This is a genomic window from Mucilaginibacter sp. P4_A11 (assembly GCF_056402535.1).
This window is the reverse complement of sequence record NZ_JBFUHE010000003.1, coordinates 458787-477345: the sequence shown is the minus strand read 5'-3', so window position 1 is coordinate 477345 and position 18559 is coordinate 458787. Positions and strand designations below refer to the sequence as shown.

General features: G+C 44.6%; 8 protein-coding genes. 7 read left to right on the top strand and 1 reads right to left on the bottom strand.

Annotated features, from left to right (window positions below; all coding sequences use genetic code 11):
* The first annotated feature begins 241 nt into the window (after positions 1-241).
* Together AC1DUD_RS08940 and AC1DUD_RS08935 are read left to right on the top strand one after the other, a co-directional pair.
* Positions 242-5554, top strand: a complete 5313-nt coding sequence (locus AC1DUD_RS08940) for an Ig-like domain-containing protein (protein WP_477373723.1) — start codon at positions 242-244, stop codon at positions 5552-5554.
* Positions 5555-5628: 74 nt separating this feature from the next.
* Positions 5629-6327 carry a head GIN domain-containing protein gene (locus AC1DUD_RS08935; protein WP_477373721.1) on the top strand — a complete coding sequence of 233 codons (699 nt, stop codon included), beginning with the start codon at positions 5629-5631 and terminating at the stop codon, positions 6325-6327.
* Between the two features lie 123 nt (positions 6328-6450).
* Here the strand turns inward: AC1DUD_RS08935 and AC1DUD_RS08930 are convergent, their stop codons facing one another.
* Entirely contained in the window at positions 6451-9375 is a 2925-nt protein-coding gene (locus tag AC1DUD_RS08930) for a ligand-binding sensor domain-containing protein (protein ID WP_477373719.1), read from the bottom strand.
* 410 nt (positions 9376-9785) lie between these two features.
* On the opposite strand from AC1DUD_RS08930, the gene AC1DUD_RS08925 reads away from it, so the two are divergent.
* The 5 genes from AC1DUD_RS08925 to AC1DUD_RS08905 are packed head-to-tail and all read left to right on the top strand — an operon-like array spanning position 9786 to position 18520.
* Positions 9786-12908 (top strand): SusC/RagA family TonB-linked outer membrane protein, encoded by a 3123-nt coding sequence (locus tag AC1DUD_RS08925; RefSeq protein ID WP_477373717.1) that lies wholly within the window; start codon positions 9786-9788, stop codon positions 12906-12908.
* Positions 12909-12926: 18 nt separating this feature from the next.
* Positions 12927-14438: a RagB/SusD family nutrient uptake outer membrane protein gene (locus AC1DUD_RS08920; protein ID WP_477373715.1), complete on the top strand. Its 1512-nt coding sequence runs from the start codon at positions 12927-12929 to the stop codon at positions 14436-14438.
* A gap of 25 nt (positions 14439-14463) precedes the next feature.
* Positions 14464-16566, top strand: coding sequence for a hypothetical protein (locus AC1DUD_RS08915; protein ID WP_477373713.1), 2103 nt, complete (start codon positions 14464-14466; stop codon positions 16564-16566).
* A gap of 9 nt (positions 16567-16575) precedes the next feature.
* Complete coding sequence (locus AC1DUD_RS08910) at positions 16576-17475, top strand: PKD domain-containing protein (RefSeq protein WP_477373711.1); 900 nt, start codon at positions 16576-16578, stop codon at positions 17473-17475.
* A gap of 4 nt (positions 17476-17479) precedes the next feature.
* Positions 17480-18520 carry a family 16 glycosylhydrolase gene (locus tag AC1DUD_RS08905; protein WP_477373709.1) on the top strand — a complete coding sequence of 347 codons (1041 nt, stop codon included), beginning with the start codon at positions 17480-17482 and terminating at the stop codon, positions 18518-18520.
* Positions 18521-18559: the final 39 nt, after the last annotated feature.

The following is an 18559-nucleotide window of genomic DNA, read 5'->3' as shown; positions in this document are numbered from 1 at the left end:
ATTAATAGTCGGAGGATTTTTAGTTAATTTATATTATGTTGAAATAAAATTTCTAAAAAGTTAATTTTAAGATACAGTAAACGGAACTATTGTAACAAACCTGTCGTATAAAAGCCTACCTGATTATTGTTAGGGCGGTAGCAAAATCATTTATTACCCTGAATATAAATGGTTTCGCAAATAGAAGCTTTAGCAACCTCATCATTTATGGATTTGATTTTTAAGGTTTTTTTAAAGGTTCATGAACAACCGTTTATTAGTATTACTGCTCCTGTTATTGTCGTCCAAAGCAAAGGCGCAAAACTGCACTTTGAGTGTTAATTTAACAGCCTCATCAACCACCATCTGTTCGGGCAGTTCGGTGGTGTTAACAGCCGCTGCTACCGCTGGGACAGGGCCTTTTACTTATTTATGGAGCACCGGGGAAACCGGCCCTGCCATCAGCGTAAATAAATCAGGTATTTATACGATAACAGTTACCGATAAAACAACAGGATGTAAAGGCGTTGTAAAAAGTATAACCATTGCCGATGCCAATACACCAGCTGCACCTACTGCTAAAAGTGTAGTTGTTTGTCAAAACAGCCCGGCAACGCTTACTGCCACCGGGCCGGGTGGGGATTATCAATGGTTTGACGCCCCTGTTGGCGGTAATTTTTTAGCAAGTTCAAATAGCTTTACCACACCGCCGGTAACATCGTCAACTACTTATTACGTACAAGCCACAATAGCCGGCTGTACAAGCCCGCGTACGGCCGTTGTTGTATATATAACCGGCAATCCGAATGTTACAGGCGCAGCCGTATGTTCTGGCGGAACAGCTACGTTAACAGCGAGTGGCGGCCAAAGCTATACCTGGTATGCTTCTGCAGCAGGCGGGGCGATTTTAGGAACAGGGCCGTCATTTGTTACGCCGCCACTATCTAAAACTACCACTTATTATGTTGTTGCTGTAATTAATGGTTGCACAAGTGTACCTACCCCTGTTGTGGCTAAAGTTAACGCGCCGCCGGCTACCCCCGTGGTTTCAAATATCAGTAGTATTTGTTCGGGTTCGGCAGCAACCTTACATGCTGATGCAACGGCCGGTTATTTTCAATGGTTTGATGTGCCGACAGGCGGCACCCCTCTTATTTCGAGCCCTGATTATACCACGCCGGTACTAACTGCCAGCAAAACGTATTATGTACAAACTGTACTTAATGATTGCGAAAGTCCACGTGTGGCTGTAACTGTATCTGTTAACGCGATCCCTGCTGCACCCGTACCTCAAACAACAAGCATTTGTTACGGCTCGGCAATTACATTAACAGCCGCTGTAAACCCGGCCGGCACGTATACCTGGTATGATGCTCCAACAGGCGGACGGTTATTGAAATCGGGCTTAAAGTTTATAACGCCGGCGCTAACTAAAACAACTACTTATTACCTTGAAAATACTTCAGCATCAGGTTGCACAAGCGACCGCGCGCCGGTAAAAGTAATTGTTAATCCGCCTGTAGCTACGCCCGTTGCGGCAGGGGCGGTGATCTGCTCCGGTTCGGTGGTTTCATTAACAGCATCATCAGCAAATGGCAGCTATCAATGGTATGATGCGCCTGCAGGCGGCAATCTTTTATCATCCCAGGCGGGATATACAACACCGGCGTTAACAACAAGCACAACCTATTATGTACAAGCTGCTGTTGATGGCTGCACCAGTGCCAGAACTGCTGTGCCGGTAACTGTGATCCCGCCGGTAACGGCCCCGCAGGTACCTGCCACAACTGTTTGTTATAACGGATCGGCTGTGTTAACCGCGACGGGTAGCGGCGCAGGTTTCACATGGTATGACAGCGCTGTTAGTGGTAAGATCTTATCATCAGGGCCAACCTTTGTTACTCCTAATTTAACCGCACCGGCAACATATTATGTTGAAAATTCATCAAATGATTGTATCAGTGTGCGTACTGCCGTCATTGTTAGGGTGAATCCGCAGCCATCGCCACCAATAGCTTCCAATACATCGGTTTGTTCCGGTACATCGGCGAAGCTTACGGCTACCGGCGATGGCAATATCCTTTGGTTTGCAACACCTAACTCTGGTAGCCCTTTGTTTACAGGGAGTACATTCAACACACCAATTATTTCCCAAAAAACAACTTATTACATGCAAAGCAGGGTTGGCGATTGTGTAAGCAGCCGTGTACCTGTAACGGTTTCAATCAATTCGGCCGATGAAACACAATTCCTTTATACATCAGGCACTTTTAGTCCCCTTAGCCCCAACCCCAACCCCATAATCAATAATCCATCGGGCGGAACTTTCAGCTCCTCGCCGGCAGGGCTGGTATTTGTCGATATTCATACCGGCGAGATCGACGTAAAGGCCAGCGCACCAGGTAAATATATTATTACCATAACAGGCAATGGCCCTTGTACCTCAACTTACAGCGCCGGAGTGGAGATCGTTTCTATATTCAATGCAAAGTTCACTTACGGCGGGCCGTTTTGCCAGTACGGCACTAACCCTAAACCAATGTTTCCGCCCAATGCAAGTGCGGGTATTTTTTCGGCGTCTCCTTCAGGTTTGACCTTTTTGAGTACGGCAACCGGCGAAATTAATTTAAGGAAAACTACTCCGGGTACATATGAGGTTACCAATACCATTCATAATCCCAACGGAACAGTGGGCAGCACTGCTACCGCAAAAGTAACGATAGATCCGGGCGCAACGGTAACCGTTGGTTCTGACCAAACTCTACAGCCTGGTGAAATCGTTCAACTGGAGGGCACCATAAACGGTGTTAACGGCGGCAAATGGTCGGGAGGTTTAGGTAAATTTGCTAATGCAACAGATCCCAATACCACTTATACCCCTGCTGCCGGCGAAAAGCAGGTAACACTTACCTTAACCTCTAACGATCCTCCCGGGAATTGCGGGCCAGGCATTGGGAGGGTTGTTATTAATATCGGCTCTGTTTTATCGGCACCAACAGCATCCGGCACATCAACCTGTATGGGAAGTATAGCTACGGTATCGGCTACAGGCCCAGGCGGTACCTACCGCTGGTATAGCGCCGCCGAAAACGGTACGTTGCTATCAACGGGGCCTAATTTTATTACCCCTGCGCTTACGCAAACAACAACGTATTATGTAAATACAACTGTAAATGATATTACCAGCAGTATGACTGTTGTAACGGTAACGGTTAATGAGCCGCCACAGGCTCCGGTAGTTAACAATGTGCCAGCCTGCGAAGGCAGCCACTCAACTTTAACTGCTACCGGCTCAAAAGGTACTTATCAATGGTATGATGCCCCGGTTGGGGGCACTTTGCTATCTATTAATAACACCTATACGACACCTGCTTTGATTACCAACACAAGCTATTATGTACAGGCTGTTGTTGATGGTTGTGTAAGTGCGCGCACTAAGGTTGATGTTACCGTTAATCCTTTGGCGGTTATCACCAGTGGTTCTGCCGATAATGTTTGCAGCGGGGTACCTCAAAATTATACCATTACAGCCGATCAGCCCGGCACAACTTTTTTATGGTCGCGTGCAGTAGTTGAGGGAATTAATAACATAGCGGTTGCCAACCAAACATCTGCCCGGATAACAGAAACACTGATCAGTGCAAGGAGCGGCCCTGTTGATGTTACTTATCTAATTACGCCTGTATCTAAAAATTGTCAGGGTACACCATTTAGCTATGTAGTTACGGTATATCCGTCGCCTCAGGTTACAAGTGCACCAACTACAACATTGTGTAATATGACTACCGCTAATTACGCCATTGCATTCAATATCCCGGGAGTAGGTTTCAGCTGGGCAAGGGATGCGGTTTCCGGTATCAGCAATCAGCCTGTATCCGGGCAAATGGCAGGCGTTATCCGCGAGGTATTATTTAATACAACAAATGTTCCTGTTGATGTTACTTATACGTATAATTATCAAACAAGTAACTGTTCGGGGCCACCTTTTAAGTGGGTTGTAACCGTTAATCCTTCGGTTAATGTTACCAGTAAACCATCGGGCGTGGCCTGCAGCGGGGAGCCGGTTGATTATACTATTACTTCCAATGTGCAGTCGGCAACATTTACCTGGAGCAGAGCGGCTGTGGCTGGTATCAGCAATGCTGCCGTGGCAAATAAAACTGGCAATAAGATTGATGAAGCGCTTGTTAATAAAGGAACAAATGCCATAAATGTGCTTTATGTTATCACGCCTTCCGCTTTTGGCTGCGATGGTGTGCCATTTGCCTATGTGGTAAAGGTTAACCCCGGGGTACCATTGCCCGATATCAGGACAAATTCACCGGTATGTATAAATACGCCTATTAAATTAAATGTACCAATTACACCGAATGCGGTTTATACCTGGGCTGGGCCTAATGGCTATAAATCATCGTTACCAAATCCTGTAATTGAAAATGCTACTGCTGATATGACGGGTACTTATTCGGTGTATGTTACAGTTAATGGTTGTAGTAGCCCGGTAGCTTCTAAAGAGGTTGTGGTAAACAAACTGCCAACAGCGTACGCAGGTACAAATGTACTTGCTTGTGTTACCGATCAGTACATTCAACTGGCTGGTAAAATTGGTGGAGGTACAAAGACAGGGCTATGGTCAAAAAAAGGTACCAACCCCGGGCAGTTTTTTCCTTCAAGCAATGAACTTAATGCAAGGTATGAGCCCACTGCCGAAGATAAGGCTGCCGGTTCGGTTACTTTGATCCTAACGTCCACCAGTCCGGATAATTGCAACAATGCCACGTCCGAATTGACTATAACCTTTGGCAAAACACCTGGTACAAACGCCGGTTCCGATCTGGAAGTTTGCTCCCGCCGAGATCCGATTAAGCTGGATGGTAACGTGTTGATAGCGGGCGGCGGTAAGTGGACAAGCTCAGGCACGGGTACGTTGCTCTATGCAGAAAATGCGCAGGAGACTGTGTATACACCATCCGAAGAAGATGTGAAAAATGGATCGGTTACCCTTACACTTACCGCGAATGCGCCGGGACAGTGTTATACAGCCAGTGATGATATGGTAATTAAATTTATACCACCGCCGGCTGTTAACGCAGGTGGCATAAGATACGTACTTAAAAATCATACCATCAACTTAACGCCAACTGTAAGTGACGAAAACGTTCAATACTTATGGCTGCCTGATGCAGGTTTGAGCAATAACAAAATAAAAGAACCTGTAGTCACCGGTGATTTGGATATTATTTATACACTTTATGTTACAGATGTTAGAGGCTGCGTTAATCAAAGCCAAACTATTATTAAGGTATCGCCGGATATTACCGTACCTAATACTTTTACCCCTAACGGGGATGGTTTTAACGATTTTTGGGAAGTGAAGGGATTAGTGGCATATGAAAACTCGACAGTAGATGTATTTAACAGGTATGGCGAACGTTTATACCATTCGATAGGTTATGGTGTACCCTGGGATGGTAATTTTAACGGGCGGCAGCTACCGGCGGGGACCTATTTCTATATTGTTGATCTTAAAACGGGCAAGCCACCTTTATCGGGCTCGGTGACTATCCTGAGATAGTTTGGATCTGAAGAAAAATAATAAAGATTGCAACGTTTTTTTTAAAAAAGCGTCATATACTTAAACACGCAATCATGAAAAAAATAATCTTCTCAATGATGGCTTCGTTACTTACGGTTGCGATTGCCTTTAATGCATCTGCCCAAACAGTTACCCGCAATGTTTCGGGTTATAAAGGCATTGCCTGCGGTGGCCCATTCAACGTGTTCATTAAAATTGACGGAACCGAAAGCGTTAAGCTTGATGTTGACGCAAACATTGTTGATGATATTAAAACTGAAGTGGAAAACGGTATATTGAAAGTTGAATTTAAAAATCACTTCAAAAATCATCGTAATATTCAGCGCGCCAACATTTACATCTCTGCTAAAACTGTAGAGTATCTGGCCAACAGTGGTTCAGGCAATTCAACTGTCGATGGTACAATGACTGGCGAGAACGCTAAGATCGCCTTAAGCGGATCTGGAAATATCAAAACTGCTGTTAAATCGGGTACATTGGATTTGAGAATCAGCGGATCGGGGTCAATTGATATCAAGGGCGGTACCGGCATGGCCGATTGTCATATTTCTGGCTCAGGAGAAATCAACGGTAAAGCATTGAAGACTGAAACTGTCGAAGCATCAATTGCCGGTTCAGGGAACATTAACATTACTGCCAGTAAAACGGTTTCGGCCCGGATTTCAGGCTCAGGCAGTGTGAACTACTCTGGTACCGCAACAACAGGCGAAACACGCTACGCCGGTTCAGGCAGGGTAAGCAAGGTTGACTAATTAACTACTCATTTAAAATATTGAAAAGACTGCTCCATCACCGGGCAGTCTTTTTTATTATTAAAGTAAGGGGGAAGTGTCTCCGGGTAATTGATCAGTATAGAGTTTTGGGCTATGACTTTCTTATTTCATGCATTCCCGTTGTATCTCAAACAAAAATTCAAACAGGTTAACTTCGGTTGGGATCTGTAGTTTTTTGCGCAGACGGTACCGGCTGATCTCTACTCCGCGAACCGATATTGCCATTAACTGTGCTATTTCCTTGCTCGACAGGTTCATGATGAGGTAAGCGCACAGTTTGAGTTCCTGCTGATTGATGGTCGGGTATCTGTCTTTGATCACGGTGAGGAAATCGGCATGTACTTTATTAAAATGCATGCTGAATTGTTCCCATTCCTCGTTTATCTTTTTTTCTTCGGTAAGCAGGCGGAGGAGTTTCTTGATCTCTACAGCTTCAACCATTTCTGTACCCGATTTATTCAGGCGCTGCAGTTCTTCTTTTACTTTTAACAGGAACTCTTTCTTTTGCACCAGGTTCATTGCTGATGAGGCCAGCTCTGAGTTCTTAAATTCTATTTCACTTTCCAGTTTTTCGTTTTTAAGTTTTACGACCTCTTTTTCTGATCGTTCAAGCTCAATTTGGTGCTGGTAGGCCATTTGGCGCTGTTCTTCCTCATTTTTTTGTTGCTGCGCAAGCAATCGTTTTTCGTTATTGCGGATGTGACGTTTTTCCTGCAACTGGTAAAAATAATAGATCAGGTAAACAAATATCAGCAGGTAAACCAGGTAGGCCCAGATGGTTTGGTACCAGGGCGGATTTATAGTAAATGAATAACTTGCCTCCGGCGAAATATTATCATGGTGGTTGCGGGCCCTTACTTTAAAGGTGTAATTGCCTGCCGATAGGTTGGTGTAATCCTTCTCAGTTTTCTTCGACCACTCTGACCATTCGTTGTCAAAACCAACCAAATAGTAGCTGTACTCAACGTTTGATTGCTCTTCAAATGTTGGGGTTGAATATTCAAAATGCAGTGAATTCCAGATATGGCTTAGCGAAGGTATAGCGGCTGCAGGTTGCTTGTCATTATCATTAACATTGCTGAAATAACCTCCAAATAAAAGGCTATCCATACCGGCAATAGCTTTAACCTTACGGATATAAGTTTTTAGCGGATGAATATTCTGCTTGTATTTGGCATAATTGATATGATAGAAGCCATTTTCACCACCTACAAAAATGTTGTTTTCATTTACCGGGAATACATTTTCAAACCCGCTCAGGATCCTGCGGCTAAGTTCGGGGATATAAATGATTGATGGGGTAGGTGTTGAATAATCAGCGACACCGATGTTTTTTTCCTGAACGAACCAGATATTACCTGCCTGATCCTCTTTAAGGTAGCGCAACGCCATATTGCCGAAAACGCTTTTAAATAAAGCCGACTGATGAAAACGGTCGGTTTTGTTATCGTATTCGTAAATGCCTTTCTGCGTAGCTATTACCACCCTGTTTTTGATCCGGAATACAAAGTTATCCAGCGTTGAAGGCAAACCATCGGCCTGGGTGTAAACCCTTAATTTTGATGAACCCGGCACAAGTTTATAAACGCCGCGATAAGGATGCGAAGTCCAGATATTATTATTATCGTCGATCTCCACAAAACGGGCCGACTCATCATAGCTGTTGTTTACACTACCTTTATTAACGAGGCCATTGTTTTTATCCTCAAATAACCTTACGCCGTTGTAATTACCGGCTGCTATATATTGCCCTGCATTTAGTTTTATGGGGCGATAAAGCCAGTAGCCGGCGCTTTTATCTACCGGTTGCAATTTGCCGTCCTTGATCTGGTAAGCTCCGTCATCCACGCCCGAAAGCAATTTATTGTCAACTACAGAAAGGTTCCAGGAGAGGCTTTGTGACAGCACCCTGAAATTATTAGGTGTATAACTCAGATCGCTATTATTGCCAGCAGGTAACTCGTAAATACCGTTTGACAGGGCGAAGTATAGCTTATTGCTAAAAGCTGCAACCGAAAAGCCGCCCCCGTCTTTAAATACTGCCGGGTTAATGTGTTTAACGGCATTATTGTAGGCGATAAAATCTATCCCGTTATCAAGTCCGAGCCACACATTATGGTTATTATCCAAAAACATGCTGCGTACATTGCTGTTTTGCAGTCCCTCTTTCTTGGAGATATTTTCAATTACATTCCCCTGTTTATTTACCTGGTAAACGCCGTTAGCGTAGGTGCCTATCAAAAAGCTGCCATCGCCAAGTACCACCACGCCCGAAAAATGCTCGTGGTTATCAATTCCGAAACCATTGATATTGCAGCTTTTAAGCTGGTTCCCATTGAGTATATAAACACCATTTTTAGCCGTAGTAACCAGGCTCGAATCCTTATTAATAGTCGCAATTCCGGTAATGAAAAAGCCGGCAGGTAAGTCTTTCTTATCAATGAATTTTTGCCAGCTATTGTTCTTGAAAGTAACCAGGCCCCTTTGCTCGTCATGGGCTATTAATTGCTTTTGATATATGCCCAGTGAAAGCCATGCCGAGTAGGGGGCATATGAGTTAATTTTACCATGATGATACCGGAAGATCTTGTTCCGCGACCGGAAGAAAACATCATCGTCATAACAGGCAATATCCCATATATCTGAAAACTGCCTGTCGGCTTTGGGCAGCAGTGTTTTTAGTGAAGTAAATTGAAGCAGTCCATTTTTGCCGGGCGAAAAATAACCCATCTCATCCTGCCCGCCGGCATACAGCTTTTTATCTTTTCCAAATTCTATAGACCATACAATAGTTTTATTGGGCAGGGGATAAAGCTGCCAGTAAGCGCCGTCAAATACCAGCACACCTTCGTTATTGGCAAAATACATGCGGCCCTGCGCGTCCTGAATGATCTTCCAGTTTTGGGTGCCGGCATTGTATTGTTTTTTTTCATAATTAACCGTTTCCCGCTGGCCGATATAGGTCTGTGAATACGAGGATAGGTTACCCGCAAGCAGGATTATAAAAAAAACAATAAGTGAGCGCATATAGGTTTTGCAGGCGAAAGCCCAACATTTTATTAAATGTATCAAAGATGCCGCGAATATCAAGCATTACAATAAAAATTTCAACCTGTGTGGTAGTGATGTAGTCCGAAATTTCACTGTGGGTTAATCTGCCTATACATTTGGTGCCATAAACCTGATGCCCCGGCATTATTATTTAACCAAAAGTATAAACCTGTAAATGAGTTATTTAAACTTATGTACACCTGGCTTTGCGCTTGTGCAGGCCTGCAGTTGCTTTATGGCAGCTGCACATGAGGTGCTTCCGCGATTTCCACCCTGAAAAGGTGAACCAATTTACAATACACTGCCCCACGTAGTGTGTAATGAGTGCCTGCAAAGGCTTTCATCCCTCCAAAAATCAAAATAGTATCAACCTAAAATTAAACTTTATGCAAAAAAAACTTACGTTTTGTATAGCCCTCGCACTGCTCTTTTGCTTTGTTGACAGGGCTTATTCACAAACACTTCGTGTAACCGGTAAGGTTACCGAAAAGAAATCCGGCGATCCGCTGCCCGGGGCCACCGTTGCTATTAAAGGCACCACCAATGGTACGGTAACGGATATCAACGGAAAGTACGTACTGCAAATACCACAGAGCGGCGCAACCTTGGTAGTATCCTTTATCGGTATGAATAAGATTGAGCAGCAGGTAAGCCAGGCCGGCGAAGTAAACTTCGCGCTGGAAGATAACGCCGCCAATACCCTTAGCGAGGTTGTTGTTGTAGGCTATGGCACCCAAAAAGTAACCAATATATCGGGCGCTATATCTGTAGTTAAGGCTTCGGATATTAAAAAGCTTACGCCTTTACGTGCGGAAGAAGCCCTGCAAGGCCAGGCTTCGGGCGTAACGGTGATTCAAAGCGGTTCGCCGGGTTCAAAACCTACCGTGCAGGTGCGTGGCATACCATCATTTTCAGGTAATGACCCAACCGTGATCGTGGATGGTTCGGTACAAACACTGACCGATTTTAATGCCATTAACCCTTCGGATATTGAATCGATTAACGTACTGAAAGATGCAGCTACTACTGCTATATACGGTTTAAAGGGCGGTAACGGCGTTATCGTGGTTACAACTAAATCGGGCAGAAGGAACCAGAAAACCGAGATCTCCATCAATAGCAATTATGGTATTCAAAGTGTGCAGCGTAAAATAGGTGTATTGAACGCTACAGAATATGGCGCTATTGTTAACGAAGGCAGTGTAACCTCAGGCGGCCCGGTCATCTTTCCCGATCTTTCCATACTTGGTGTAGGTACCGACTGGCAGGACCAGATCTTCCATACCGCGCCTATGCAAACGCATAACCTTTCGGCCAGCGGCGGCAGCGATAAAATGCAGTATTTCCTTTCTGCGGGATACCAGAGCCAGGGCGGTATAGTAGGTGGTTATGATAAATCGAGGTTTAACCGGGGAAACTTTACGGCTAACCTGTCTTTTGATCTTACCTCTAAAATCAAATTCCTTGTTAATGCTACCGATGTGATCCTGACAGGTAAATCGGTACAGGAAAACTCCTTTAACAGTATTTTGGGCAGTGCCCTCAACTTTGATCCAACGGTACCTGTTTACAATAACGATCCTAATAGCGTTGGTAAATACGGTTATAGTAACCTGATCCTGTCAGAAGTGTTTAACCCGCTAACCAAGCTGGATAATACCTACAACAAAAACACAGGTAATAAGCTGTATGGTAAATTTGAATTGCAGTACGATGTAATTAAAGGCCTTAAACTGAACAGCAGGTTTGGCTACACCAAGTATGATGACAATTCTAAAAACTTTACCCCGCTGATTTTTTATGGTCCGCTTAACGTAAACAACACCATGAATGCCGATGGCAGCACGGTAACCGGTTCACACAGCAGTGTATCGCAAACTAAAAACAGCAATTTTAACTATACCTGGGAATCATTTGCCAATTATAACTTCAACATTCAAAAAGATCACCATTTTGAAACGGTTGTTGGTTTTTCAATGGCGAAAACCACAGGTAACGGCATGAATGCCACCCGGCAGGATGTACCTTTCAATTCATGGGAGTTTGCCGATTTTTCGGCCGCTACAGGCAATAACACTGCCGATAACCTAAATGCGCTAACAGGTTCATACTACCAGTATTTTAAACGTAACCTCTCTTATTTCGGTCGCGTTAATTATGATTACAAAGGCAAATATCTTGCATCATTCTCTGCCCGCCAGGATGGTTCATCTGCTTTTGGTAAGGACAATAAATTCGCCAACTTTTACGCCGGTTCATTGGGCTGGGTAGTAAGCAGCGAAGACTTTTTCAAAGTGCCTTTTATTGATTATTTAAAGATCCGCGGCAGCTATGGCTCAACCGGTAACGAAAACGTGAACCCGGTTTATGTTTCTATAGTAACCGGCGGTCCTGATTATGGCCCAACTGCCAATAGCAACGGTTATAACTTTGGAAACATCTTTTATCCGGGTTCAACCGTAGGGTCGGCAGCCAACAACAGTTTGGCCTGGGAAAAACAGCTGCAAAGCAACGTAGGTTTTGATGCTACATTCTTTAAAGGCAAGCTTTCCCTCTCTGCTGATTATTTTGAAAAAAGGGTAAGCGGTTTGCTGTTTACGCCTTCAATTTCCTTGTATTTAGGCACCATACCTCCGCCAACTGCTAATATCGGCTCAACCAAAACAAACGGTGTTGATATCACGCTCGGGTATAACGAAACCATCAGCAAAGACATTAAATTAAGCAACAACTTTACATTTACCACAAGCAAAAACATTGTTACCGCTACTAATACCGACGGTACTGCTAAAGTAACCGGCGGCAGTTATTTCAATGGCCAATCGCAAACAGTTACCGTGTTTGAAAAAGGGCATACTCCGGGTTATTTCTACGGCTACAAAACCGATGGCTTATTTCAGAACGCTGCCGAAATTGCTGCCGCACCAACCCAGGACGGCGCACAGCCGGGTGATATCCGCTATGTGGATGTTAACCACGACGGAAAGATCACCGCTGCCGATCAAACTCAGATCGGTAACCCTTTCCCTAAATTTACTTTAGGCTGGAACCTGAGTGTATCCTACAAAAGCTTTGATTTCAGCGCGTTTACTTATGCTTCAATAGGTAATGATGTTTACCGGGCTTATGAGCGTAATCAAAACTTCACCAACAAGTTCCGCAACGTGCTGGCCCGCTGGACTGGTCCGGGTTCAACAAACGATGCTAAAGATCCGAGGTATTCATTTAACGACCCCAACAGTAACATCCGCGTATCCGACAGGTATGTTGAAAATGGCAGCTTCGTGAAAATAAAAAATCTGCAGCTGGGTTATACACTGCCAACTTCATTTGCACGTGGTGTATTTAAGAGCATCAGGGTTTACGGACAGGTTAAAAATGCCTTCACCATTACCAAATACACAGGTTTTGATCCGGAAATAGCCGGCGATGTGTTGGATACAGGTATCGACCGCGGCGCGTACCCGCAGGCGAGGATGTACAGCTTTGGTCTTGACATTAAACTATAACCACTAACAGATACTAAAATGAAGAAGATATACATACCGATAGTGAGCATGGTTCTGTTAATGACCATGAACACCTCATGTAAAAAATTTGTAGACTATAACCCGCACGAAGATTTTAAAGTAACCGACCAGGATTACCTTAAAACCGAAACCGATTACCGCACCATGGTGATCAGCGCTTACACGCCTTTACAATGGTTAAACCAGATGGTGCCCGTAGGCGATATTGCCTCTGATAACTCGGTGGCTGGCGGCGAGGCAGCATCAGATGTGCTTTCATTGCAACAGATGGATGATTATACCCTCACCCCGGTTAACTCAACACTTACCGATCTGTGGCAGGTATCCTACGAGGGCATAAACCGCGCCAATTACCTTACGCAATATAAAGACAAGAACCCGGCCGGTACGCAGGTTACCTTTGCAGGCAAGGATGCCCTTTATGGTGAGGTTAGCTTTTTACGCGCTTACTACTATTTTTCGCTGGTGCGGATGTTTGGCGATGTGCCGCTGTTTACCGACAAAAGGTTAGAAGTAAGCGATTCCAAAACCCTTAAGCGTAACCCTAAAGCTGATGTTTACAAACAGATAGAAGCGGACCTGAACAGTGCCATTGCCGTACTGCCGGCCTCGCAGGATCAAAAAGGCCGTATCACCAAATATGCAGCCCAGGCTATGCTGGGTAAAGTATATCTGTACGAGAATAAGTTTGATGATGCCAAAACTGTACTTGAGAGCGTGATCAGTTCAGGCGCATTTACTTTGGTGCCCGATTTTGCCTCGATATTCCTGGCAGCGGGTGAAAACGGCCCCGAATCGGTTTTTGAAATTCAGTACAGCAACAACTCTCCTTACTACAACTGGGGTGGCGTTACGCGTGGACAAGGTAATTACTCGGTACAGCAATGCGGTATCCGCGGGTTAAATGGCTCGGCTGATATGCCTTATGCGGCTGGCTGGAGCACCAACCTGCCTACACAGAATTTGGCAGCGGCTTACTCTGCCGGGGATCAGCGCAAAGCTATCACCACTTTTGATATCGAAGCTTATAAAACTGCTAATCCATCTTTCAATATCACTTACCAGGTAGCGCCTTATAAAAATACCGGCTTATATAATGGCAAATACCTGCCACGCAAAGGCGAAACCTCTGGCCAGGTGGAGTTAAACTACCTCAATAATTTCAGGACTTTGCGTTATGCCGAAGTTTTACTGATGGCTGCCGAAGCCGAAAATAGGGCCGGATCACCCAATGATACCAAAGCTCAGGGTTACCTGAACCAGGTACGTGCCCGTGCTTTTAAGGATGCCAATCACAATGTGACGGCTACAGGGGCAACGTTAAAGCAGGCCATTTGGGATGAAAGAAGATTGGAACTGGGCATGGAAGGTGACCGCTTTTTCGACCTGGTACGTACCGGGCAGGCTGCTACCAAGATCACAGGGTTTAAAACTGGTAAAAATGAAGTGTTCCCTGTACCTCAGCAGGAAGTGGATATTTCAGGATTAACGCAAAATCCGGGATACTAATCATTAACCATTAACGAAAAAGATCATGAAATCAACGAAATATATTTTAGGTATTTCTCTTTTACTTGCCATAGCGGCCGGTTGTAAAAAGGAAGAATTTACCGATACTTCATTTGTTAAAAACGCCGCCGATCCCGGGAAGTTATCCGTATTGTTTGACATTACGCATGATAATACCGGGCTGGTAACTATTACCCCAAACGGCGAGGGAGTAACATCATATGATGTTTACTTTGGCGATAGCGGCGATACCTTTGTAAAAGTTGCTGCTGGTAAAAATATTCAGCATAAATATGCCGAAGGGAACTATACGGTAAAGTTGGTAGGCCATAACCTTACCGGTAAAACCACTACCGCTACCCAGCCATTAACAGTGGCATTCAGGGCACCGGAGAACTTAAAGGTTACGCTTGCTACTGATGGCCTTAACGTCAATGTATCTGCAACTGCAGATTACGAAACGCTGTTTAAAGTATCCTACGGTGATTCAACTGCCACCAACCCGGTGCCATCCCAATCATTTTTGGAGGGGAAAACGGTAACGCATGCCTATGCAGGTGCCGGCAGCTATACTGTTACTGTAACCGCTTTAAGTGGTGGTGCCGAAACAACGGTATTTACGCAAGCGGTTAAAGTAGGTAAGCAAATAGACCTGCCGGTTACCTTTGATGACCCTAACTACGATTATACTTTGAGCGATTTTGGCAATAACCAGTCGTCATTAGCTGCCGACCCGGCCAATGCTGCTAACAAAGTAATGAAAACCCTTAAACCAAATGGTGCTGAAGTCTGGTCAGGTACAACGCTCGGTACAGCATCGGGTTTTGCTACCAAAATCCCGCTTACTGCTGCGTATGCTAAAATGAGTGTAAGGGTTTACTCGCCTGCTGTTGGTTTGGATATTAAGCTGAAAGTGGAAGACCATGCTAATGGCAACCATGCGGTTGAAACTGATGTAAAAACCACGGTAGCCGATAAATGGGAAACTTTGGTGTTTGATTTTACACAGCAGGCAGCAGGTACACCGGCGCTTGACCCGACCTTTACTTATGACAAAGCTTCTATCTTCTTTGATTTTGGCAATCCGGGCAGCGGTAAGGTGTTTTATGCCGATGACTTCCAACTGGTAGCCGCTCCGCCAACACTAAAACAGATCAACTTGCCGGTAACTTTTGACGCGACCGACGTTAATTACGCCGTAACCGACTTCGGCAACAATCAAACTGTTGATGGTGTAGATCCAACCAACGCAGCCAATAAAGTTAAAATTACAACCAAACCAAACGGAGCCCAAACATGGGCAGGTACAACTATTGGCACGCCAATCGGCTTTTCGGCTAAAGTGCCACTTACTGCTACATCCACCAAAATGAGTGTAAGGGTTTATTCTCCGGCGGTAGGCATCGATATCAAGCTGAAACTTGAAGATCATAACAATGGCGCTAAATCAGTTGAAACGGATGTGCTCACCACCAAGGCCAATGCCTGGGAAACGCTGACCTTTGATTTTACTAAAAATTCAACCGGTACACCAGCGCTTGACCTGTCAGTAAATTACGATAAAGCGTCTCTCTTCTTCGATTTTAACGTTGCTGGAAATGGCAAAAAGTTTTACTGGGATGATGTAATGTTTATAGCACCCGATCCTTCGTCAAGCGTTTTAGGCTTGCCGCTTACTTTCGAGTCATCGGCAGTAACTTATGCCTTTACCGATTTTGCGGGAGGTGCTGTGTCGATAGTGAATAATCCTCATGCTACAGGAATCAATACCAGCAGTAAGGTTGGCCAGATGATCAAATACAGCGGTGAAACTTACGGCGGCAGCTTTATAACGCTTGATAACCCAATAGATTTTTCGACAAAGAAAACCTTTAAAATGAAGGTGTACTCTCCACGTGTAGGGGCTAAAGTATTATTGAAAGTAGAAAACCTGACCGATGGCAATACCAACTATCAGCAGGAAGTAGCAACTACTACAGCCAATACATGGGAAGAACTCACCTTTGATTACAGTGCTATCAATACAGCAAAATCATACCAAAAAGTGGTGCTGATATTTGATAATGGTACGCAGGGTGATGGATCTGCCAATTATACTTTCCTGTTTGATGATATCACACTTAATTAATAACAGATCATGAAAATCAACATAAAAGCAATAGCGATAATTATCATAGCGGCTGTTATTGGTTATACCAGCTGTAAAAAGCCCCAATATTCGTTTGGTCCGCTGAATACCCCGACCGACCTGACGCTCAATGCAGCTATCGACGGTAAAAATGATGCCAACCCAGCAGGTGGGGGTACCGGTAAAGTGACCATTACTACCACGGCCAGTAAGGCTATCAGTTACAAGATAGATTTTGGCGATGGCAATACACAAATTGTACCATCCGGAACTATTACTTATAAGTATAGCAATCCCGGTACGTTTGATTATACCATCACGGTAAATGCTATAGGTACAGGCGGCACAACATCAACCATCAGTAAAAAGATAAGCGTGTTTGTAGCATTCGATATTCCTGCCGAGATACTTCAGAACCTGACCAAAGGCTCATCACAAACATGGGTTTCCGCCAGAACCACGCCAGGCCACGTAGGTGTAGGTCCTGCCGATGGATTTACCCCATCTTACTATGCAGCTGCTCCTAATGAGCGTGCTGAGTGTTTATATGATGATGAGATCACCTTTACCAAAAATGCCAACAATACCGTGAGCATGAGCATTAATAATAAAGGACAATCATTTTTCATTGCGGCATCAACTGTGTTTTACGGTAAGTCGGGCGGAGACAATTGTTATGATATTGATGTATCGGGTACCCGTAACTTAACCTTTATGGATGCTACATCGGCTTCAACATCAGCAAATTCAACCCGCATCCAGTTTGTAGTGCCGGGTAATGGTTTGATCAATTTTGGTACAGGCGGCAATACTTACGAGATACTGTCACTTACTTCAACCCAGATCTCTTTACGCAACATCGGTATCGACGGGCTTGCCTGGTATCAGATATTAAAAGTTAAACAATAATCATATGAAAAATTTACGCATATCTCTATTCATAATGCTGGTATCGTTTCTTTTTGCCGCCTGCGGCAAAAAGAACGAAGGACTGGGTTCGGTTGGAACACCGCCCACCGGGCTTACTCTTAAAGCCGTGGTAAGTAACGATGGCAGTGGTAATGTAGCCTTTACTGCAACTGCAATCAATGCCGTAAGCTACGAGTTTGATTTTGGCAACGGCAGTTTCCAAAACTCAACAAATGGCACGCTAACCTATAAATACCCCGCCGAAGGTACATTTACTGCCAAGGTTACGGCTAAAAGCAGCACAGGGCATATCGCTACAAAATCATTGGCGGTAACCATATCATTCGCAACAAGTGGACCGACGCCTACCTGGTCGGAAGAGTTTAACACTGACGGGGCACCAAATTCCGCTGTATGGGGCTATGATCTTGGTGCCGGTGGTTGGGGTAATAACGAACTGGAATATTATACCGACAGGGCAACAAACGTTATTGTATCCGGCGGAACGCTGAAGATTAACCTCAAAAAGGAAGATTACATGGGCAGCGCTTATACATCGGCAAGGTTAAAGTCCGATCAAAAGTTTGCCTTTAAGTATGGCCGTCTTGAAATAAGGGCTAAGTTACCTGCCGGTGGTGGTACATGGCCGGCCATATGGATGCTGGGCAGTAATTATGCTACTTCGCCATGGCCTGCCTGCGGGGAGATCGATATTATGGAGCATGTGGGTAACCAGTTAAATAAGATCTTCGGTACGCTGCATTATCCGGGGCATTCGGGTGCTAACGGAAATGGCGCTAACACAACCATTCCAACCGCTACTACCGAGTTTCACGTGTATGCTGTTGACTGGTCGGCCACATCCATTAAGATCTCTGTTGATGGTACGGTGTTCCAAACAGTTGCCAATGACAGCAGTTTGCCATTCAATCAAAACTTCTTCATCATCCTTAACGTGGCCATGGGCGGTAATTTTGGCGGCGCGGTTGATCCGGCAGTTACGGGTGGTACCATGGAAATAGATTATATCAGGCTGTATCAATAAATTAATTATCCGGTGGCCGGTTTGTTCAAAACAAACCGG

Coding starts and splice junctions, on each gene's coding strand:
- AC1DUD_RS08930 (WP_477373719.1), bottom strand. CDS start 9,375: ATGCGCTCACTTATTGTTTTTTTTATAATCCTGCTTGCGGGTAACCTA.
- AC1DUD_RS08925 (WP_477373717.1), top strand. CDS start 9,786: ATGCAAAAAAAACTTACGTTTTGTATAGCCCTCGCACTGCTCTTTTGC.
- AC1DUD_RS08915 (WP_477373713.1), top strand. CDS start 14,464: ATGAAATCAACGAAATATATTTTAGGTATTTCTCTTTTACTTGCCATA.
- AC1DUD_RS08910 (WP_477373711.1), top strand. CDS start 16,576: ATGAAAATCAACATAAAAGCAATAGCGATAATTATCATAGCGGCTGTT.
- AC1DUD_RS08940 (WP_477373723.1), top strand. CDS start 242: ATGAACAACCGTTTATTAGTATTACTGCTCCTGTTATTGTCGTCCAAA.
- AC1DUD_RS08935 (WP_477373721.1), top strand. CDS start 5,629: ATGAAAAAAATAATCTTCTCAATGATGGCTTCGTTACTTACGGTTGCG.
- AC1DUD_RS08905 (WP_477373709.1), top strand. CDS start 17,480: ATGAAAAATTTACGCATATCTCTATTCATAATGCTGGTATCGTTTCTT.
- AC1DUD_RS08920 (WP_477373715.1), top strand. CDS start 12,927: ATGAAGAAGATATACATACCGATAGTGAGCATGGTTCTGTTAATGACC.